Origin of the sequence: Microbispora amethystogenes (assembly GCF_016863015.1) — a bacterium.
GTDB lineage: Bacteria > Actinomycetota > Actinomycetes > Streptosporangiales > Streptosporangiaceae > Microbispora > Microbispora amethystogenes.
On record NZ_BOOB01000023.1, the window covers coordinates 1 to 20,289 of the forward strand.

At 67.4% G+C, this 20,289-nt stretch carries 19 protein-coding genes and 2 pseudogenes; 12 read left to right on the top strand and 9 right to left on the bottom strand.

Features of this window, described 5'->3' with window-relative positions; genetic code table 11:
* Both Mam01_RS16885 and Mam01_RS16890 read right to left on the bottom strand, forming a co-directional pair.
* A partial coding sequence (locus Mam01_RS16885) for an IS110 family transposase (RefSeq protein WP_204286277.1) occupies window positions 1-663 on the bottom strand: 663 nt, incomplete at its 3' end.
* A 10-nt stretch (window positions 664-673) separates the two neighbouring features.
* The gene (locus Mam01_RS16890; RefSeq protein ID WP_204286278.1) at window positions 674-3,481 is read right to left on the bottom strand and encodes a tetratricopeptide repeat protein; all 2,808 of its coding nucleotides are present in this window, start codon (window positions 3,479-3,481) and stop codon (window positions 674-676) included.
* Window positions 3,482-3,637: 156 nt separating this feature from the next.
* On the opposite strand from Mam01_RS16890, the gene Mam01_RS16895 reads away from it, so the two are divergent.
* The 3 genes from Mam01_RS16895 (at window position 3,638) to Mam01_RS16905 (ending at window position 5,999) form a co-directional block, all read left to right on the top strand.
* Window positions 3,638-4,948 carry a CHAT domain-containing protein gene (locus Mam01_RS16895; RefSeq protein ID WP_204286279.1) on the top strand — a complete coding sequence of 437 codons (1,311 nt, stop codon included), beginning with the start codon at window positions 3,638-3,640 and terminating at the stop codon, window positions 4,946-4,948.
* 29 nt (window positions 4,949-4,977) lie between these two features.
* Window positions 4,978-5,370, top strand: a complete 393-nt coding sequence (locus Mam01_RS16900) for a hypothetical protein (RefSeq protein ID WP_204286280.1) — start codon at window positions 4,978-4,980, stop codon at window positions 5,368-5,370.
* Between the two features lie 71 nt (window positions 5,371-5,441).
* Window positions 5,442-5,999: a hypothetical protein gene (locus Mam01_RS16905; RefSeq protein ID WP_204286281.1), complete on the top strand. Its 558-nt coding sequence runs from the start codon at window positions 5,442-5,444 to the stop codon at window positions 5,997-5,999.
* 154 nt (window positions 6,000-6,153) lie between these two features.
* Here Mam01_RS16905 and Mam01_RS16910 read toward each other — a convergent pair whose 3' ends face one another.
* Window positions 6,154-6,474, bottom strand: a complete 321-nt coding sequence (locus Mam01_RS16910) for a transposase (protein ID WP_204286282.1) — start codon at window positions 6,472-6,474, stop codon at window positions 6,154-6,156.
* 869 nt (window positions 6,475-7,343) lie between these two features.
* Here Mam01_RS16910 and Mam01_RS16915 point away from each other — a divergent pair.
* The 4 genes from Mam01_RS16915 to Mam01_RS16930 all read left to right on the top strand — a co-directional run bounded on the left by Mam01_RS16915 (window position 7,344) and on the right by Mam01_RS16930 (window position 11,461).
* A complete protein-coding gene (locus Mam01_RS16915; RefSeq protein ID WP_204286283.1) occupies window positions 7,344-8,540 on the top strand; it encodes an NAD(P)/FAD-dependent oxidoreductase in 1,197 nt (398 codons plus the stop codon).
* Between the two features lie 10 nt (window positions 8,541-8,550).
* Complete coding sequence (locus Mam01_RS16920; RefSeq protein ID WP_204286284.1) at window positions 8,551-9,903, top strand: amidohydrolase family protein; 1,353 nt, start codon at window positions 8,551-8,553, stop codon at window positions 9,901-9,903.
* Between the two features lie 35 nt (window positions 9,904-9,938).
* Window positions 9,939-10,946, top strand: coding sequence for a LacI family DNA-binding transcriptional regulator (locus tag Mam01_RS16925; RefSeq protein WP_204286285.1), 1,008 nt, complete (start codon window positions 9,939-9,941; stop codon window positions 10,944-10,946).
* A gap of 146 nt (window positions 10,947-11,092) precedes the next feature.
* The gene (locus Mam01_RS16930) at window positions 11,093-11,461 is read left to right on the top strand and encodes a hypothetical protein (RefSeq protein WP_204286286.1); all 369 of its coding nucleotides are present in this window, start codon (window positions 11,093-11,095) and stop codon (window positions 11,459-11,461) included.
* A gap of 873 nt (window positions 11,462-12,334) precedes the next feature.
* Here Mam01_RS16930 and Mam01_RS16935 read toward each other — a convergent pair.
* The 4 genes and pseudogenes from Mam01_RS16935 to Mam01_RS16950 form a co-directional block, all read right to left on the bottom strand.
* Window positions 12,335-12,517 (bottom strand): annotated as a pseudogene (locus Mam01_RS16935) (dsRBD fold-containing protein); the annotation flags it as partial.
* A gap of 54 nt (window positions 12,518-12,571) precedes the next feature.
* On the bottom strand, window positions 12,572-13,138 hold the full coding sequence (locus Mam01_RS16940) for an RICIN domain-containing protein (RefSeq protein ID WP_204286287.1): 567 nt from the start codon (window positions 13,136-13,138) through the stop codon (window positions 12,572-12,574).
* Between the two features lie 392 nt (window positions 13,139-13,530).
* Window positions 13,531-14,130 carry a hypothetical protein gene (locus Mam01_RS16945; protein WP_204286288.1) on the bottom strand — a complete coding sequence of 200 codons (600 nt, stop codon included), beginning with the start codon at window positions 14,128-14,130 and terminating at the stop codon, window positions 13,531-13,533.
* A 471-nt stretch (window positions 14,131-14,601) separates the two neighbouring features.
* Window positions 14,602-14,844 carry a hypothetical protein gene (locus Mam01_RS16950; RefSeq protein WP_204286289.1) on the bottom strand — a complete coding sequence of 81 codons (243 nt, stop codon included), beginning with the start codon at window positions 14,842-14,844 and terminating at the stop codon, window positions 14,602-14,604.
* A gap of 34 nt (window positions 14,845-14,878) precedes the next feature.
* Here Mam01_RS16950 and Mam01_RS16955 point away from each other — a divergent pair, with 34 nt between their 5' ends.
* From Mam01_RS16955 to Mam01_RS16970, 4 genes are all read left to right on the top strand, one after another.
* Entirely contained in the window at window positions 14,879-15,046 is a 168-nt protein-coding gene (locus Mam01_RS16955; RefSeq protein WP_204286290.1) for a hypothetical protein, read from the top strand.
* A gap of 37 nt (window positions 15,047-15,083) precedes the next feature.
* Complete coding sequence (locus tag Mam01_RS16960) at window positions 15,084-15,245, top strand: hypothetical protein (RefSeq protein ID WP_204286291.1); 162 nt, start codon at window positions 15,084-15,086, stop codon at window positions 15,243-15,245.
* 784 nt (window positions 15,246-16,029) lie between these two features.
* Window positions 16,030-16,482 (top strand): hypothetical protein, encoded by a 453-nt coding sequence (locus Mam01_RS16965; protein WP_204286292.1) that lies wholly within the window; start codon window positions 16,030-16,032, stop codon window positions 16,480-16,482.
* 249 nt (window positions 16,483-16,731) lie between these two features.
* A complete protein-coding gene (locus Mam01_RS16970; protein WP_204286293.1) occupies window positions 16,732-17,718 on the top strand; it encodes a hypothetical protein in 987 nt (328 codons plus the stop codon).
* Window positions 17,719-17,732: 14 nt separating this feature from the next.
* Here the strand turns inward: Mam01_RS16970 and Mam01_RS16975 are convergent, their stop codons facing one another.
* On the bottom strand, window positions 17,733-17,948 hold the full coding sequence (locus Mam01_RS16975; RefSeq protein WP_204286294.1) for a superinfection immunity protein: 216 nt from the start codon (window positions 17,946-17,948) through the stop codon (window positions 17,733-17,735).
* A gap of 471 nt (window positions 17,949-18,419) precedes the next feature.
* On the opposite strand from Mam01_RS16975, the gene Mam01_RS37355 reads away from it, so the two are divergent.
* A complete protein-coding gene (locus tag Mam01_RS37355) occupies window positions 18,420-18,548 on the top strand; it encodes a hypothetical protein (protein WP_275409015.1) in 129 nt (42 codons plus the stop codon).
* Window positions 18,549-19,268: 720 nt separating this feature from the next.
* On the opposite strand, the pseudogene Mam01_RS16980 reads toward Mam01_RS37355, so the two are convergent.
* A pseudogene (locus Mam01_RS16980) lies at window positions 19,269-20,183 on the bottom strand (IS982 family transposase).
* Window positions 20,184-20,289: the final 106 nt, after the last annotated feature.

Consider the following 20,289-nt stretch of genomic DNA (forward strand, 5'->3'; position numbering starts at 1 on the left):
TCCGATCTCGGCGGTCAGGGCCTGGCAGCGGTGGGCCAGGCTGCGCAGGGCAAGCGTGGTGCCCTGGATGGGATCGGCGAGGTCTGCGGCCGGGCGTAGCCGCGCGCAGGCAGCGGCCAGCGCTTGGGCTGACGTGCCGGCCATCCGCTCGCGCAGCTCGGCGGGCGCGGTGACCAGCAGGCTGCGCAGCTCGTTGATGCAGGCCGTGCGGGCATTGATGGCGCCCGAGCGGGCCAGGTGCACGGCCCGGATCGACTCGACGATCCCATCGCCGCCCTTGGGCAGCGCGCGGGCTCGGCCGGCCAGCACGGCGTCGGCTGCCGCGTAGGCGTCCAGCGGGTCGGACTTGCCCAGATTGCGGCGCTGACGCCGGTCGGGCCGGTTCACCTCGACCACGTGCACGCCTTGGCCGCGCAGATGCCGGGCCTGGCTGGCACCGTAGGACCCGGTGCCCTCGACGCCGACGGCGTGCAGGCGCCCATACGAGCGCATCCACACCAGCAACTGCGCGTATCCGTCGGCGGTGGCGGGGAACTGGGCGTCGGCGATCCGGCCACCGTTCATCAGCTCCACTGCGGCGTGGTGGGTATCGGCGTGGGTGTCGACCCCGCCGACGATTCGCCGCTTCTTCGGCTTCCTGCCGCCTCGTGGGGAGCGCTTCAAGCCCACTACCTCAGTTGGTCCGGCGTACGTCTTGATTCCGAGTCTGACTGACAGAGTCACCCCACTGCGCTCGCAGCGTTGCCAGAGCGGATGCTATCTCCGCTTGCTCGGGATCATCTGGCCCAAACAGGCGCTGTCCCGTCTGGAGCGCTTTAATCGTCAGTTCTATGCGGTCTGCCTGATTGTGGATTATTGCCTCGCGGTACCAGCTACACGCCTGCCCTTGTTGATCTCTCAGCTGCACGAACACGTCACGGGCTCGTCGTGTGACAGACAGCGCCTCATCGAGTCGGTCGAGCTGGGTCAGCATAGCTGCCAGATCAATCAAAGCCTGAGCGTGGCGATGAGGGTCGACGCTGGTGAAGTTGGCGGCGGCCACGGCGAGCTCTACGGCGGCCTCCTTGGGGCGGTCGGCAACGATCAGGGCCAATCCGAGGTTGTTGCGCGCATTGGCGATGGTCGCGGGCGAGGCCACCCCGTCGAAGATCTCGGCGCTTCGCCGGTAGTGGTGAATGCCCCGTTCCAGGTCACCGGCTCGGCGGTAGGCGAAGCCGAGATTGCCGTGCAGCATGCCCAGGTCCATTCGGTCCTCGACAGTCTGCAGCCTGCTCTCCGCGATTGCGATCGCGGAGAGGTAGACGGCGATGGACGCCTGCGTGTCGCCCATGTGGCGTAGTCGCAGGCCCAGCGCCCCTAGCACCACGGCGGCCGCGCCCGGCTCCTGCAGATGTTCGAGATCGGCGGCGAGCTGTTCAACTTGCTCGCGTGGTAGCTGATCCGCAGTCTGTTCGGACTCCATCCATTCGATGAACAGTGCTTCCACCTCGACCGCGCGGCGTAGCTCGGCGATGAGGTCAGCAGTTTCGCCGTCGACGGTGGTGGACGGGGCGTTCAGGCGCAGCGCGTGCTGCCACAGCACCGACCGGCCCACCTCGAGGCGGTCGATCGCGCCGAGGATGTCGTCGGCCTGCAGCGCATACGCGGCAGCCAGGGCCGGTAGATCTGCTCCTTCCGTCAGGTGGTATTCCTGGCTGGCCCGATCGAGCCCATGCCAGGCCACTTCCGGCAGGAGCGAGACCGCGAAGGCGAACTGGTCGTTGGCCTCCGGCCAGCGACCGTCGTCGGCCAGCGCCTTACCGGCACCGACGGCAGCCCGGATCCGGCTGCCTGGTGGTGAGGCCGTCGACCGGCTGGCCTCCTTCCTAGCCGCGACTGCATCGGCCTGGGCAGACGGATCGCCGCGCAGGCGTCCAAGCGTCTCGACGATCAGCGCGAATGTCCGGAGCCGATCAGCCCGGTGCGGATGATGCACGCCGGTCCGCTGTAACACCTCCGTCGTCGCCGCCAGGGCTACCTCCAGGTCTTCCGGCGATCCGCGCACTTCCCCGCGCAACCGGTAGGCCCGTGCCCGGTTGATCAGGATGGTGGTAGTGTCCGGCGCATCTGGAGGCGCGATCTCCATAGCGGCGTCAATCGTGTCGATGGCCTCATCCAGCGCTCCTTCCCAGCCTTCGAAGTGAGCCGTGACTAGACAGGTCGTGAGCGTGTTGTACACCAGCCCGGCGTCCCCCTCGCCGGGACGTATCTTGTCGACCGCGCGTCGTGCGACCTCGATCGCCTTAGTTAGCTTGGCGACATCGCGGGTGCTGGCGAAGGCATATTGCAGCAGGGCACTGTAGTGGTGCAAGGTGCTTGCGTCGGCATCGTCACGTTCGGCTTGCTGTTCGGTCAGGTGCACCGCCTCGATCAGATCCGGATAGCTTCCAATCGCCTCATAGCGCAGGCCTAGTGCGACGCTCAATTCGTGGCTGGTGCTCTTGTCGGGCTTGTGGGATCTGAGCAACCGGATGGCCTGGTCGAGGTCGTCCCGGTTGCCGCAGGCTTTAAATCTGGCTCGCAAGCCGAGGGCGAGAGCTCTGATGGCGAACTCGCGGTGGAACGCGACCTGTGGGTGCAGGCTGGCCGCCGCGGATGCCGCCTGGATGGCTTGTTCCAGGCGGTCCGGATCGCCGTGACGCCAGTAGAGTGCTCGCTGGCAATCAGCCAGGATGGTCAGACCTATGCAGCGTTCGTCGGACGTGTGGGCGAAGATCAAAGCCGTCTCCGTCAGGCCGATGGCTTCCTCCAACAGGCCCAGCTCGTGCCGGCGCATATCGGTTTCCGCCAACACGAGCGCAACGAACGTGAACTCCTCAAAACCGAGGGCCTTGGTGCGCCCGGCGCCGAGGACACTGCGGGCGATAGCCATGGAGGCCCCCAGTTCGCGTACGTCCGATGTGTGGTCGAAAAGACTGTGGTGAACATGTGCCAGCAGCCGGGCAGTCCCTGTCTCGTTCGGGGAGACGGGGACAAGCCGCCGCATGTAGTCAGCCGCGGCGCGGATATCCCGGCCGTCGCGCGAATCCACGTAGCGGATCCACCGTGTCAGGACTGCGGTGCGGACAGCGAATTCGTGGCCATCCCCGTGCTGGGGCTTAGCTTCGGCCGCCGCCTCGGCGAACTGGATGGCAAGACCGAGCTTGTCCTGCTTATCCGTGCCCTCGGGCCAGGTCGCGTAGACCCGCGCCATCAAGCTGAGTATCCAGGCCAAGCGATCGTCGCCCGCCTCAAGCTCAGCGAGTGCGCGCGCGAGAGCATCCCGGATGTCGTGAATGTGGGGAACGTCCTCTTCGGTGACGCCGCCACTCAGATAGGTCATCGCGGACAGGACGACGTTATCGATCTCATCGCCGCCGCGTTGTGCGGCAACATCGGCGTCGTAGATGTCGTAAGTGTTGTAGCTGTTTTGTGGGGGCGACCAGAAATTCGAAAAGCGCACGACACCCTCCATTGGGACGCCGAGTTCGGTGAGGTCATCGTCGTACAGCCAGCGTACGCTGCAAGGGTTCCGAAAACCTCCGTTTGGGTGACTACGGCCAGATGCGTCTGCTGTGATAATGAAGTGGGTACGTCACCGACAGCAGGCGAGGCGAGTGTGGCCGAGCACCCTCCGCAATTCATCCCGGACACGGGATTCGACGCCAGCGCACAGTTGCACCGGCTGACCGACCGTCGTATCCGCCTCAGCCGTGCCTACGAACAGCGGATCGAAGCGGGCCTGCCCAGGACCCTGTCGGAGAGCGACCTGCGCGAAGCTGCCGCCGACGGGCCCATTGCCGTTATCAACGTCAGCACGCTGCGGTGCGACGCCATCGTGATACAGCAGGCGGGGTCACAAGTCATCCCGCTATCTGAGTTGACGTATGCGGAGGCCCGATCCGTTGCCTTGCGTTACCACGAGTGCCTGCTCGCCACGCAAGCCGCAGCCGAGGCGTTGGCTGAGGCAAGCCAGGCAGCCTCAGAGGGCGGCTGGCAAAGCAACCGCCGCATCGTGGAAGCTAGCGCCCGGCTACACGAAGCCCGGCGGGAAGAAAACCGCATGCTGATTGAGATATCCGAGTGGCTCTGGCAGATGGTCGCGCGGCCTGTGCTGAAGCAGGTTGCCTCCTCTGCGGCACCCGGCGCGTCGATGCCGCGGCTGTGGTGGTGCCCGACAGGGCCGCTTGTTGGCCTTCCGTTGCACGCTGCGCAAACCGGCTCCGGTGTATCGGTTGAGGGGGTACTGGATCATGCGATCTCGTCGTACACGCCTACGATCACCGCTCTCCTGGCTGCACGACGATCCGCCGTGAGCCGCACGCTGACCGCTGACAGCGGCCCGTTACTGCTCCTGTCGTTGTCAGACACGCCAGGAGAACGGCTTCTGCCGCAGGTGGTGGCAGAAGCCGAGTCGATCCTGCGCCGTCTTCCAGCTAGCCGGGTGACGCTCCTGGATAACCGCAGCGCCACCCGACAGCGGGTGAGGCACGCTCTGTCGGCTCATCGCTTGGTCCACTTTGGCTGCCACGCCCAGCAGGACCTGTCCGATCCCTCGAGCGGCGCCCTGGTCCTGTATGACGGCCGCCTGACCGTGCTGGACCTGGGCCGCTCACGCTTCGACGGAGACTTCGCTTACTTGTCGGCCTGCAAGACCGCCACCGGCGGCGTCGCTCTGGCGGAGGAGGCGGTGAGCATGGCCGCAGCCGTGCACTTCGCCGGTTTCCGTCGGGTCATAGCGACATTGTGGTCGGTCCAGGACGTGGTGGCGGCCGAGGTCGCCGACCAGGTCTACGACCAAATGATTGCCGACGGCCAGTTGGTCCCCCATAGTGCCGCCCTGGCCCTGCACAGAGCGCTGGTCCACCTTCGAACGCTGAACCCTGCGCAGCCCGGCCGATGGTCCCCTTTCGTGCACCTCGGCATCTGACACTCGAACATTAGTTACTAGGAGTGGCGATGGCACAGCAACTTCCGGATGCGGATGACGACACCCCGCAGTTCTGCGGGAACCTGCCGTACCGAGAAGGGACCGACCCTGCCTTCGAACAGCAAGCCGCCGCCACCTTCTCAGCCACCAAGACCGCCGACGGCACTCTGTCACTCGTGGGCCCATGCCCACGATGCCACTCAGGCATGAACGTGGTCGTCCCGCCTGAGCTGTTCCTCGCCAGCCGCACCGGACTGCTTCGCCGGCTGCTGAGGCGCAGCGACCACGCGACCTTTGCGGCAGGCGCTGGCGAACAAAAAGTACCGGTGGTTTGCCTGTGCTCCGTGACCCATCCTGGAACTCCCCCCGACCGGCGCGGGTGTGGCGCCTATTGGAACCTGATCGTGGACGACCAGCCGTGAGCCTTTCAGTGCGATCAGGCGCCGCAGCAACCGTTGCCGACCTCCTGGAGGCGCGAGAGCGGGATCGAGCAGTGGAGCAAGAATTGTCCGCGGTCCGGTCTTCCGCCACTGCATGGCGCAATGGGCTGGGTGGCTTTTTGGCTGCGCTGGTCGGCTTCGGCCTCATCAAAGGCAGGTCGGACATCAGCCAGCTCGCAGCACCGTGGAACGCCGTATCCGGAGGCTGGCTGCTCGTCTCCTTAGCTTGTGGTGCGGCCGCCGCACTCCTGCTGCTGCGCGCAGCGCACGGCGTTCCCGCCTTGCAGAACCTGCGACTCATCAAGCCCGGACCCATCTGGACGCACACCGAAGCGGCGGCATCCATGCGTGCCCTGCGCCGAGGTATCCGCTGGTTCTTCGCCTGCGTTGTCAGCCTAGTGGCGGCCGTGGCGTTCACTTGGTACGGACCGACAGCGGCAAAGCCTCAGCTCAACGTCACGGTCGGCGATAGCGCGATCTGTGGCGCCGTGGAAGGCCTAGCCGACGCCCACCTGACCATGCACACCTCGGTCGGACAGTCAACCGTGGACCTGCGGAAGGCAACGGCACTACGCGTCGTTGACGCGTGCGAGAAGTCACCCAGCCCATAACCGTGAGCCCGACCCTCGCGCGGCTCGGACTGGCGGAACGTGCACAGTCTTTGACGAGCCACCTCGGGGAGGCGGCTGTTTCCCCTCAGCCAGTGCCTGATGTCAACGACGCTCGAATTCTGGCTCTGGCACTAATTCCATGATCTTCCCGCGCTCAGCTGCCGGTGTTGCTGATCATGCTGGGTGACGATCTCGGAGTTGCTCGCGGTCCTCTTCCCTCACCTGGCCTGCCTACAGATCGACGGTGTGTGCCGGTCGGGCAGGTCGGTACGGATTCGGGCCAGGACACCAGCTCGGCCTGGTCGCTGGAGGTGATGCCGGGCTCCAGTCCCGCATCGATGCGCTCTTGTCTGCGCCAGTTGTAGATGGTCTGGTCGCTGATCTGCAGATCGGCGGCCACTTGCTGCACTATCCGGCCGGCCTTCAGCAGGTCCAGGACTTTGCGACGGAACTCGGGGGGATAGCTCCTCGGCATGCTGACCTCTCTCGGGGATCCAGGCATGCCAGTCAACCAAAGGGACTCCACGAAAGCCGGTGAACATCATGAGCCTCTGTCGAAGCCGGAGCGCTTCAGTCTGAACACCGGCGGGGGCGCCCGGGAGAGCCGAGGGTGACGAGGCCTTTTGAGTGACTAACTGAGTGACCACGCACCCGGACGTGTGCGGATGCTGACGGACTAGCAGGGATTGTTTTCCCAGCTCAGGGTAGCTTTAGTGCCGCAAGGATGGACCAGTTGGGTTGCCTGGGGGTCAAGGGGTCGTGGGTTCGAATCCCGCCGTCCCGACACTGTTGTAGCAGGTCAGAGGCCTGATCACTCTCCAAGTGATCAGGCTCTTTTGCTGTCTGACCGTCGTTTGACCGTGAAGCTGAACGTGCCGACCGCTCCCGACCGGTACCCCTCAATACCGGAGCTGACCAGGAGATCCACGGTCAACGAGACTGCTCCAGCCCGGTGAGTTCAAATGAACCGCCCCACCCGGCCGCCAGGGTTGCCCGTTTTCGCCGGCGGCGCGGAGCGTCGCGATGGGCGATCGGGGACGCAGCGGTTCCCGGGCCTGATATGGCAATGTGGCCAACCGGGCGGGGCCAGACCGGGTCCAACTGCATGAGACCTCAGAACGGAGAGGATCACCCAGACCCGACCAGACCGATGGCAAGGAAGTTGACCGGCCTCGCCCTGGCGATACCGACGATCTTCGCGGTCGCCGCGCGCCCAGATTCGATTGACACGCGGAACGGCGCATGCTTTGTTTGTAACTAGTTACAGCAACTAGTTACTTTCGAGAGGGCGTAAGCCGTCGAGCCGAGGTCATCAGTTCCCTTTCATTCGCCTCGGCTTAGACGATGAGCGCCGAGATCGGCGACACCCGAAACGACCCGACAAGCCCCACGAAAGACGAGGGAGACCGGATCAGCATGGTCGAGCATGTGGTCGTCATCGGTGCCGGCGTCTACGGTGCGGCGGTGACCGCCGCGCTGACGCGGCGGGGCGCTCGTGTCACGGTCGTTGACGCCGGTGCACCGGCGGCTGGCAGCTCTGGTGCGACGTTCTCGTGGACCAACTCCTGCGGCAAGCAGCCGCGGTCGTACCACGATTTCAGCGTCGCGAGTATGGCGGCCCATCGCAAGCTGGCCACCGACGTGCCTCATGGCGACTGGTACCACGAGGGCGGCAACCTCGAATGGGCCGCCGACGACGCCGGGCGCGAGGCACTGCGCAAGAAGGTTGCGGGCGTCCTCGACTACGGATACGAGGCACGGTGGCTCAGCCGAGCGGAGGCGCTGGGCCTGGAACCGGACATGGACCCCGCCGAGTTGCCGGCAGGCGAGATCGCCTACTTCCCGCGCGAAGGCTGGATCGAGCCGGTGCGCCTGATCGCCCACCTGCTGTCGAGGGCGGTGGCCGGCGGTTCCGAACTGGCGGCGAACGACGCCGTCACCGCACTGGAGGTGACTGCGGGCACGGTGCGCGCCGTACGGCTCGCCTCCGGCCGGCGGCTCCTCGCGGATGCGGTCGTGAACTGTGCAGGACCCCAGGCCGCCGGGATCGCCGCGCTGGCCGGACTGGTTCTGCCCATGCGCAACACCCGCGGTGTGCTCGTCTGCTCCTCACCGGTCGCGGTATCGGTCTCGCGCGTCATCCATGCCCCGCACGTCCACCTACGCCCGGATGGCGGCGGGCGGCTGCTGCTGCACACCCATGAGATCGACGGCACGGCACACGTGTCCGGCACCGGGGAGATCAGCGTCGACCCGTCGGCCATCGACAAGGTGGTCGAGGCCGGTCGTGCGCTGTACCCGGGAATGCGAGCCTCGACCGTGGAAGCCGTCCGGGTCGGTCAACGCCCCATCCCCGGCGACGGCCTGCCGGTACTCGGCCGGGTCGTCGCGCTGCCCAACTTCCACTTCGCGGTCTCGCACAGCGGCGCGACGCTCAGCGTGCACGCCGGCGACCTGGTCGCCGGCGAGGTGCTCGGTGAGGACCACGACGACGCGCTGGCCGCGTTCCGGTTCGAGCGGCCGGCACTGGCGGCCCGGTAATGGAGGGATCATGCGCACGATCGTCCTGCATGGCGGCGACCTGGTCGACGGCACGGGCACGGATCCACGGCACGGGGTGGACATCGTCGTCTCGGGGGGCACCATTCGCGAGATCGTTCCCGCGCGACCGGCTGACGCCTACGGCACGGTGGACGAGATCGTTGACGCGGCCGGAATGCTGATGATCCCCGGCCTGATCAACAACCACACACATGGCACCGCGTACGGACCGCTGTTTCCCAGCGGACACGTGGGCCTGCCACACGAGCAGGTCCTCGCCAACCTCGACCGGCACCTGCTGGAAGGGACGACCACGGTGCTCTGCGTGGACGGGTTCGTCACCGCCGAGGCGCTCGCGCGCACCGGTGAAGTGCACCCGATCAACGTCAAACTCGCCTCGTGCAACACCCCGGCGTGCCTGGCGGCGGCGACCATCGCCGACGGCGGCGGCCTCACCGAGGCGAACCGCATGTTCACCGCGCGGCACGCGGTACGCGCCGGCGCGGTCGCGCTCGGCGAGATCGGGGCGGGACACACCCTCGGTGGGGGCGGGGCGAGTTACATGTACATCCCGGCCGAGATCGAGAGACGTACCGGCGTGAAGATCACACCCCGGCAGGCGAACGGGCTGAAGACCGCGGTGCTGGGCCGGCACATCTCGGAGAAGGCGTTCGATCGGGACCGTGTCGAGGAGGCCCTGGCGAGCGCGGGCCTGACTGGCACGCTCTCGGTCGAGGACACCCGTGAGATCGTCTCCGGCATCGTGCTGCCGGCCTTCGACATCGCCTTGCACGGGCTCGCCGAGGCGGCCGGGCAGGCTCGCGAGGCGGGCGTCCCGGTGCTGGTGCACAACGCGGCGGCATCGATGACCCAGGTCGCCTCCATCGCGGAGACGGACGTGACGCTGATCGCCGGGCACTCCAACCACTCGAGCTTCGAGCTTCGCGAGGCGGTCGAGCACGCCGGACGGCTCAAGGAGATGGGTGCGATCGTGGATGTCTCCACTCTGGACACCTTCGGGGCACAGCGGCTCACAACGGGGCCGGAATTGCTTTATGCGATGTTTTCCGCGGGGGTGGTCGACACGATCTCGACCGACTACGCGGGCGGCCACCACGACCCGATCCTGCTGGCGATCGACCGATCCATCAAGGCGGGTGTGGTGAGTCTGCCGGCGGCGGTCGCGATGGCGACCGCCAACGTCGCGGACGCCATCCCCGGCGTGGCGCCGCGGCGTGGCCGTATCCTGCCGGGAATGATCGCCGACCTCGTGCTGACGGACCCTGCGGAGCTCCACCACGTGGGGATCGTCATGGTCGGTGGCGAGATCGTCGCGAGAGCCGGTCGGCGCGTCGCCGCCTGACCGGCGCCGGAACTGCTGGGGGGACCGGGAGAATCATGGTGAAACGAGCGACCATCGGCGACGTCGCCGCGGACGCCGGCGTCTCCACGGCCACGGTCTCCCGCGTCCTCAACGGCGGCGCCGTCACCGAGGCGACCGCCACCCGGGTGTGGGAAGCGGTCGCTCGTCTCGAGTACACCCCCAACGCGCTCACCAGGGGCGTCTTCGCCGGACGCTCCAGCACGATCGGAGTCGTCATCCGCGACCTGAGCAGCCCGTTCTACCTGGACCTGATCCGCGGCATCGACGAGGTGGCGGCCGCAAACGACAGCCTCGTCATGCTCGCCAACACCTTCCGTCGCGTCGACCGCGAGGTCGCCCAGGTACGGACCATGGACGAACAGAGGGTGCGTGGCCTGATCGTGACGACCGGCGAAGCGACCGATGGCCGGACACGCCGGATGGCCGAGAACGGCACCCCCTGCGTGATCATCGCGCGCTCCGTGCTGGACGCGCCGCCCGGCATGCACTCGATCAGCTTGGACAACGTCGAGGCCGGGCGGCTGATGGCCGTCCATCTGGCCGGGTGCGGGCGGTCGTCCATAGGCGTCGTGTCCTCGGGACGCCGCACGTCTCAGGTCGAGCGCACGGCGGGGCTGAGGCGGGCCCTCGCGGACCTGGGGCTGCCCTTGCCCGAGGACGCGGTGATGGTCGCGGAAACCGAAGACGAGGTGAGCGGTGCCGTCGACACGCTGCTCGTCCGTGGCCGTGATCGCGGCGAGCCATTGGACGCGATCGTCTGCACCACCGGCCGACTCACCGTCGCGGTCCACGCGGCCCTCACCGCTCGCGGCATCGCCATCCCCGGCGACATCGCGTTCGTGACGATGGACGATTTTCCGTGGGCCACCGCGCTCGGGATCACCGTGATCGCCCAGCCCTCCTACCAGATGGGCCTGAAGGCGGGCGAACTCGTCGTCGACCGCCCCAGCGGGCCGGTCGAGTTGGTCTTCGCGCCTACGTTGATCGCCCGCACCTCGTGCGGCGAGCGCCAGAAGGCCTGATCCCGTACCCCAGCAGCTCGGCGCTCCCGCCAAGCAGTCCAGCCCCGACTGCGCTGCCCACGGTCGTTCCCCACTCGCCTACCAGCGCAATGTGACCAGGCGTACAGCGGTGTGGGGTCGATCAGCGGGACCGAGCGGATCGTCGGGTGCGGCGGGAGGGGTATTTCCGCGGGCAGCAGGCTGAAGTGCTGCGTGTCGGCTGCCAGGTCTGCCAGGAAGTGGTCCAGTCCGAGATTCGTGCCTTCGGCGTGCTGGTGGATGCCGAAGGCCGTGGCGAAGCGGTGCAGGAAGTCCAGCCGGTGGAGCGGGCCGGGGGTCCACAGCACGCCGTCGCGCACCTGTGCCGGACGGATCGCGGGGGCGTCCGCCAGCGGGTGGTCGGTGTGGAGGATCGCGTCCACAGGTTCGAGCCGTACCAGACGAGGGCGGCCACTTCGCCTCGCTGGAACGCCCCGACCTCGTGGCCGACGACATCCGCGCTGAGCTTCCCCCCGTTCTTCGCATCCCTGCGCTGACCTCGGCCCGAGACAAGGGTCGTTTCGTTCGTACGTCAAGCAGACTGCTGGCGGGACAGTCCCGCCCGGGGACCAGGTGGGGACCACACGTCTTGCGCGCAGTCGAACAATCCGCACGTCACTAGACGCCGTCCGGAGCTACCTGAACGCCGTTGGCCTGCGAAAACGCCTACTCCAACGTCCTGGGGGGTCAAGGGGTCGTGGGTTCAAATCCCGCCGTCCCGATACTGTTGTAGCAGGTCAGAGCCGTGATCATGAAAGAGTGATCACGGCTTATCTGTCTCTCGTTGCTCGTTGGTTGCTCGGACGAGCCGTCAGTTGCCGACACCCCGCTGCCCGTCATTGCCGCAGGCTGTCGCGTGTTCCGGCTCACCGACGTCAGTCCGGGACGCGAATGTTCAACGGGTAGCTCACAACCAGGGGTCATTTTGATCTACGACGTAAAGGCCTTAGGGGCCTTTCCGTCGCCGGTGAAGACGACGAGAGCGCCCGGCGGCAGTTCGAACCGGCTCGTCGGGCGCTGGGAGTTCTGGCCGTATCAGTCCGGGCGTCCTCGACGGCTTCGAGCGGCAGATGGAGCAGGGTGGCGACGAGGTTGAGCTCCTGGCGCTCGGCCTCAGCCACCACGCCGTCGGCCAGGGCGGCCCGGGCGATCGCGGTGAGATAGTGACGGTGCAGCCGGTCCAGGTCGGCTCGGTACAGTCCCAGCGTGGTCGCAAGATCGACAAGAGCGTCAGTCTCCGCAGCGGAAGGTGTACGCCGGAGGCGTGGCCCTTAAGGGAGGTACACAACATGATCACTGGCGGAGTGCAACATGGGCCCGTGATCCAGGCAGGCCGGACCCGCGCTCCCGGACAATGGCGCGGCTGCCGGCTACCACAGACTGTTCCGCTCAGCGGGCGGGGCGACCTGGGCGATGTCCTTGGACGTGATGACCAGGAGCTTGTCCGTCAAGTCGGCAAGCGCGCGGGCCGTGGCGAGTTCGTCGCCGATTTCGGGGACCGAGGGGTCGGCGGGGTTGCGGCGTGCGTGTCCCGCACCGGCCAGGCGCCCGGCCTCGGACGATGCGACGGCGGGCCGCTGCGAGCGGTATTCCGTGCCGTGTCGTTTCTACCCCCCGCTGTACGCTTCCCAGACCATCTCAGGAGTGAAGCGGTTGTCGCTGCAGACCTTGAGTCTGAGGAACTCCGGGCTGCCCGCTGTGCTTTTACTCAGGCAGAACGGGTGATCGGGGTAGTAGGCGCGGGAGCGGAAGACGTACTTGTTGACACCCATCGGGACGGCCATCCAAACGGTGTTGCCACTGCACGGCCCGAGAACCACTGCATTACCGCCGTCCGGCGAGGACGCGGCGCCAAATGCGATGCATTGTCCCGTCAGTTTGTTCTCCAGTTTGACCTCGCCTATTTTGCCAGTTCTGGGAAACCTCACCTTCCAGAGCTGCGAATCTTTGGCGAACCCGCTCGCGTTCAACCGAATGAATCCATTGATCTTGCCGTCTGGGGCCCATTGCACGTCCATTGAGCGAAGGGCGAAGGGGGCGGTCTTGTCCTTCGTGGTGCCCCGGAGATGGAACCATCCGGCGGGCATGGCATTGGCGGGTGTCGCCGTGAGAGGAACGAGCCCCGCCGCCAGAATCGTGACGCCGGTCAGAGCGGTGAGTGTTGCGCGGCGCATCGGGTGTCCTTTCACAGTCGTGTAGTGAGGCACCTCTTATGTACGGCAGGGCACTTTCATCCGGACTGACGAACCTTGACGGCGGCTTAAGAGCCGCTTGATCAGATCTTTCGGCGGCGCCGGCCATACCGGCGCTTGCTCACGTCGGGCACCGCGGGCGCCCGTGACGCCCGTACCGCTTCAGAATGGCTGCACAGCCTGTGAGCTGGGGTTTGCTCAGTGATCAACTTGCACGGTGGTACTCGTTCAGGAGGCCTGCGACGGCTTGTCGGCGTTCGATCCGGGTTGCCGGGAAGGGCGCGACGTTCGGGTCGTCCAGAGGCGCGAGCTGGTTCCGGCCCTGATGCGGTCGATGCCCGTTGAAGTGGCGGGCGTAGTCGTGGAGGATCTTCTCAGCATGGCCGCGGTCGAAGATCAGTAGGCGGTCGGTGCACTCCTCGCGTACTGAACCGCGTTCGGCTGCTTGATGCCGAGCCGCTGCGCGACCTCGTCCCACGTAGCGCCGGCTTCCCGGGCGGCGGGCGGCGGCGACACCGGCCAGGGCGCGCTCCCGCCGCACCGACTGCAGCCAGTCGTCCCCCGCGCGGGGTGCGGTCACCGGCGCGGTCACCGGGGGCCGCCTCCGGGGTGGCGGGCAGCCACGCCCGCACCGTCACCTTGACGCCCATGTGCCAGCCGGTGACGGTCAGCTCGCCCCCGGAGTTGCACGGCCCTCCGTCGTGCAGCGGCACCCACTCCGGGTCGGCCTGCAGGAACCCCGCCCAGGCGTGGACGGCGGCGGCGTGCTCGGCGAACCCGGCGTCGTCGCGCGGCGTGCCCGGCACCACCCCGCGCAGGAACGGCACCGCCACCTCCCGGGGCGGGTTGATCCAGACGAGCTCCGGCAAGTCCTCGGCCAGCAGGTCAGCCAGGACCAGCGCGGCGCGCGACTGCCTGCGCCGCGCGTCGTCGTCGGCGGGGCGCGTGGTCGTGATGTTCGGCAAAGTCCCCATGCGGGGGCCTCCCTTCTCGTTGGGGACGGTCATGCCGCCCTCGGGGCGAACAGGTCCAGCTGCACCGGCTCCGGGCCGGGCGTCGGCTGGCCGACGGCAGGCAGCACCGCCGACCGGTCATGGGTGGGGCTGTCGGGATGGAGGGCGGCGTGGTGGATGCAGCAGGTGCCCCGGTGCCACTGGCAGCCGTCGACGAGCCGCCCGTCCGCCGCGCCTGGTACCAGCCTTCGTTGTGCTCCGACACCAGGGCGAGGGCCTCGGTCACGCTGGTGTCGGTCACGTAGATGTGGTTGTGGCACCCGCCGATCTCGCAGCCGATCGACACTCGCGCCGTCTTCCGGGCGGTGGTGCTGGGGAAGCGGGCCTCGTGCAGGGCCAGCGCGGCGGCCGCCGTCTCGACCGTGTACCAGGCGTCGTCGTCGCACCCGGCGTAGGTGCGGTGATCTGGGCAGCTGACCAGGATGTGCGCGGTCATGGCGCGTCGACCTCCTCCACGCGGGCCAGGCGCTCGGTCAGGTCCGCCTGCGCGACCAGCTCGGCGGGGCTGATGCGGGCCTTGGCCTGCAGCAGGCCGGCCATGGCGCGCATGGTCGTCGCGTCGTCGCCCCGGGCCTGCTGGATCAGGTCGGCCAGGTCGAGCATGTAGACGCCGACGGCGGCGACCGCCACGGCCCGCGCCTCGTCCAGGGCGGCGGCGCTGCCGCGGCCCGTCACGTACGCGGACCACTCGGTGCGGTAGCCGCGGTCGGTGCTGGAGTCGCCGCGCCTCGGCTCGCACGTGCGGGTGGAGGCGGTCAACCCGAAGACGAACGACGGGCTGCACCGGATGGTGTCGCCGCGGTCGCTGCCCGCCGTGTACCTGTGCGCGGATGGCACCGGGGCCGTCAAGGTCGCCGAGCTGGCGAGGCAGCTGTGACCGGGCAGGACATCAACGCGAACTGCGCGAGCGGCGCGTGAACAAGGTCAACCCTCGCCGGGAGTTCTTCTACGCCACACCAGCGGAGGTCCGCGACCTGCTGGAGAAGATCGCCGGCCAGCACCTGCTGGAGTACCGCGACGTGCCCGAGGCGTTGGAATGGCGGCAGTCGGCCCACGGCGCCGCACCCGCAGTCTGAGGCCCGCAGGGCGGGAGCAAGATATTCGTAATGTCCCCTTACCGCTGCATCCGGCGGGATGCAGCGGGGGACATTCGTGATCAGAACCGCCCACTCCCGCCACTGGTACGGGAGTGGGTTCTGATCGATAGCGACCGGGCGCGGTCGTCGGGGGAGCGGTCACAAGCATGTCCGATGGAGGAGAGGACACCGGGTCCAGCACGGGGTCCATACAGGTGCGGCAGCGGCGGCGTCAACGCCAGACGGTGCCGCGGCCGCACGTGGTGAAGTTCGTGCTGACCGAGGAGGAGTACGTCGACTTCCGCAGGGCCGCTGAACGCCTTGGGCTGGCGCACGGGGCGTACGCGGCAGAGGCGGCCTTGGCGGCGGCGCGGATGGTGAACCCGCCGATGCCCGACCCGCCCGCGCGTACGGCTCTCGCGCGGCGCGGTCGAAGGCTTCCGCGGCGTTGCGAAGCTGCCGGTTCTTCAGCAGGCGCGCCGCGACGTGAAGCAGGTCAGAGGTGGCGCCCGGCACGTCCGCCGCGCCGCCCGGTTCGCCGGCTGCGGCCTCGCGCAGCTGCGCGGCGGCCTGTCGGGCAGCCGTCGTAACCAGCTCCCAGATCTCTCGGCGTTCGTCCGAACCCGTTCCGCTGAGGCGCTGATCGCTTCCCCTGCTCCACCGCACGCGGAGTTTCGGAAGAGTGAGATCGGCGGCGAGCCTGCCACCGCCGAACCACACCAGCTCACCGGCGCGGTTGCGATGCTTCGGCAGCGCTACCGCGTACCCCGTCACCTCGCCGGGATTGCGCTGGCTCATCCGCTGCCGCACCAGCACACCCGCGGCGTCCAACGACCGGAAGAACTCCTCTTCCGACGCCGCTGCGGCGGCGGCGGTGACGACGTGCTGCCGTAGCACCGTCCGCGGCACCTCGTCCCATCCGCGCCGCCGGGTCTGTTCCGTCTCGCTGCGGGTCGGCCGGCGCGCCGCCGTCCGGTCCCCCGGGGCCGTCAGGCGCAGGGCATACCGGCGCTCGACGGCAGGAGCGCTGGCGGGGGCCGCAGCGCTGGCCATGGAGGGGACGGCTCATGCGGACCCGCCGCCCGGATGCCCCCACCTGACCGGTACGGCAGGCCGGTACGTCGACGACACGAAGTTGTGCGCGGCCATGCAGCGCGAGGTGCAGAACTGGCTCGCCGGCAACAGCATCGACGTGGGCCGCGCCGTACGGGACTCATGGCGTAATCAGGCCTCCTAACCGGCCACGCAGCAGGCCCCGGAGGTCGTACACCTTCCGCAGGTCCCGCAGCAGCCGACAACTGCTCCAGCCGCCGCACCTTCTCCCATGGTTACAAAGAGTCCCGAGAAGCCGGAGGCGGCGGCACCAGTAAGCCGTGACCGTGAAGCGGAGGAGCATCACGTCCAGAACCGGCCCCGGCGCGATCACCGGCGGACAGGCCATCCTGCGGCGAGCCCGGCAGCAGCGGTCACGGGGGAGAAGCCGCTGGTGATAGAGGAAGTGGCGGCGAGACGTGGGCTTGGTCGCCAGCCAACGGCAATCATCACCCGAACGCCTTCAGCCAAGCCGTTGACGCGGCCAAAGAGGAGCCCGGCACCGCGGCCGACGCTCACCGAAAAGCCGGCACCCTCCGCAGCCAACACTGCTCTGGAGTCGTCGGCGTCGACGTTGCCCCTGACGATTCCTGCGGGACTCGCCGCGCTGCTTGTCCTCGCCATCGCCTACCGCCGACGACGCCAGCTGGCCGGCGGTGCGGTGACGTGGTGGCGGCGCGCCCGCCTGACGAGGCAGGGCGATCGACTGGTTCGCTACAGCGAGGTGAGGGACACGTTGCCGTTCCCACCGGTGGAAGCCTCGGAAGAGTCGGTCACCGTCGTAAGGGCCGACGCGGAGGCGGCTGACGCAACGCTCGATGCCAAGTTCGGGGAGGAGCCGACGAGCCTGGGCTATCTGCTCGCGCTAGCAGCCCTGAACGGCATGGGACTAACTGGTCAGGGTGCGGAGGATGTAGCACGCGCGATGCTCCTTGAGCTGCTCGCCGGACGGGACATTACGGCCCAGGTGCTCATGCCACGCGACGACGCGGTCCGCCTCTTCGGTCAGAAAGCGAAGCACGAGAGGGTCCCTGCGCTGGTGGTGCTCGACACCTTGCAGGAGGTGGTGACCGAGCTGGAAGTGGGGATCGTCAGGCGAACGGGGCAGCGTACGGGGGCCGGTGTTCCCGAGGACCAGCCGTGGCTGTTCGTCGTCGCCTCGCCCGGTGCCGCCGCCGAGCGGCTGCATCGCATCGTCCAGGGTGGCATGGAAGATTTGATCCTCGGGGTGTTCCTCGGTGACTGGCCCTACGGCATCACCTGCACGGTCGACAACAGCGGCGCGATCCGGAGTCTGGAAGGGCGCTCCGCGCCTGCCTGGACCGGGCGCTACTTGAGGACTTGTAGCCAGGAGGCGGCCGCTCGGCAACTGCTCACCTGATTGTTGGACCAGGATCAACGGCGGTCGTGGCACGTGGGGAGCATGAACGCCGCGATCAGCGCTGCCGGCCAGCCAATGCACGTTAAGCCGCCAAGGCAGTTGAGCGCGAAGAGCAGGGCGAAGTCTTCGACACCGCGCAGGAGCCCGATCAGCGCGGGCAGGAGGTACAGCACAACGAGCAGCAGGATCAGGCCAATCCAGAACACATAGCTGTGCGCGAGGGCGTCCACCTCTCACATCCTTCCGTAATCAGGCGATCACGAAAGGCGATTAGGTGCAGCTGTCCGCGCTGGCTTCGCCGTAGCTCCCGCAGTCGTCCTGGCGTTGCCGCACGTTCCGACGACCTTGTCGATGGTGTGTGGGAAGTCCTCCTGAGCGAGCTTCACGGCCGGAGGCAGCTGAGGCCGAACGGGAGCGGGGTATCCGGTGCGGGGACGTGGCTCCCGGGCGAACAGGGGGGCGACCTCTCGCATGGCTGCTTCGGGAGTATGTCCTTCGACCCGCAGGCGGTCATAGCGGTTCATGGCATACGGGTGGAGCTCCCGGAGCCGGCTCTCGCACCTCAGCAGTGCGCGCTCAGCGCCCGGGTCGCTCGTCGCGTATGGCAGGGCCGCTCCCCAGGCGCGGCTCACCTGCAGCAGGTCTGCGCTGCGTAGCCATGCCGGATCGTTCGCGGGCAGCCACTGCAGGCGCGCCGCCCGGTGGGCGGCGCGTTGCCGGGCGCGGAGGGCATCCGCTGCCTGGCGCTGTCGCTCGGCTTGTTCCCGTACGCGCTGAGCTTGATCGTTCACTGGGTTTCCTTCCTGCTGGTGACGCTGCTGCACCGTTGATCGTGGGCGGTGTGGGGAAGTCGGCGAGTGCGAGCCTGGTGGTCACGAAGTCTGCGACGGTCTCGGTGACTGCGGCGTGGTCGAAGTCGAGCCGGTCGGCCCTCGTGGCCGACTTAATCATCAGCGCCGCCCGCCTTGAACGCGGCCGCGATCGCGGCGAAAATGTCTGACTATTGTCCTTATCGAGAGTGCCCATGCTTGCTGCCGCTTGGGCAACGCCTTGTGCTGCAGCTAATGAGCAGCCCGATCTCGGATTGGCGTCGGGCTGCTCAGGTTACGGGTTGCGATTCAGGTCGGCTTACGCTCTATTGATCCGTCTGCCCTGGCTGCGCATCGTCTGATGAGGGTCGTGAAGGCTTTGAGCGACGCCGCCCATGCGTTAGAGCGCGCACCCCCTTGACAAGTGTGACCCCGGCGGCCCCGCATTGAAGTAAAGCCCTTATCAGATCGAGGACTTCAACCGCGCCCATCATGAAGTAGGTGTGATTCACGTACTGCTCTCCGTTCAGCTTCTGCTATGTGCCAGGAGCGGCCTGCTATGTGCCAGGAGCGGCACGGATCCAGCACATGGGAGGGCGCCGTGTTCCGGCTATGGATCCGAACCAAGCCGAACTTGGCTCTTCGAACTCATGATCTGTTTTGCGCTCAACATGGTCAGACGACTGGGGATGCGATCCTGTCGAGTCGACTAGACAATTGATTCCAAGCCCCCCGGCTGGGTCAGTGGTCGTATGAGATCAGTGACCGCTTGACCGTCTGACCGGTCCTGTCGTTGTGCCAGATCACGCAGGTCAGGGCCAGGATCCGGATGACCACACCGGCGATCACCCCTGCTGGGGTGCGGCCACCATGCCGTTCTAGGTCGAGCTGGCCCTTGAAGGTCTGGTTGATCGACTCGATGGTCTGACGCAAGGGCTTGAACAGTGGTGTTCCGGCCCGCGGGGGTTCACCCTTGCGGGCCTAGCGCATCAGGCGCAGCCCGGCGGCGGTCAGTGTGTGTTCGAAGTCGCGGCCGTAGTACTGCATGTCGGCGATGATGGTCTGCCCGGGATGGCGCGCGACCAGGTCGCCGGCGGTGTGCAGCACGCCCAGCAAGGTGGTGCGTTCATCTGCTTTGGCACCGGTCAGCGCGAAGGCCACGGGCAGGCCGCCCAGCGTGCACAGCAGATGCAGGCGCAGGCCCCAAAAGAACCGCGAGTGCGAGGCGCAGTAGCCGTACTCGGCCCAGCCGGCCAGGTCGCTGCGTTGGGTGGTCTGGCGGGAGCGGCCGCATTCGACCGGGGTGCAGTCGATCACCCACACGTCGTCGCTCCATAGTGAGGTATCGCGACCGAGGACCCCGATCAGGCGGACGATGAGGGTCGCTGCGGCTCGTATCCGCTTGTTGTAGCCGGACTGGGTGGGCTGGTACGGGATACATGGCACGCAGGTGCGCACGGGCGTAGCGCAGCCAGCGCGTTCGGAGGTGAAGCCGAGCAGCGCTGACAAGACGGCCATCGTGACCAGTTCGGCGTCGCTGAGGGAGGGCCGAATGCCGATCGGGGGACGTTCGGGAGCCAGGTCCGGGAAAGCGATCAGGTAGTCGTCGACCTTCACGTACAGTGCGGTGGCGAGGGTGTCCAGGTCTTTCGTCACAAATCGATCTTGGACACCCTCGCTTCACGTCCGCAGGCAATTCGCGAACCTCAGCCCTTGGAATCAATCATCTAGTGTTGGATAGCCCTCTAGATGTACGCCGGAC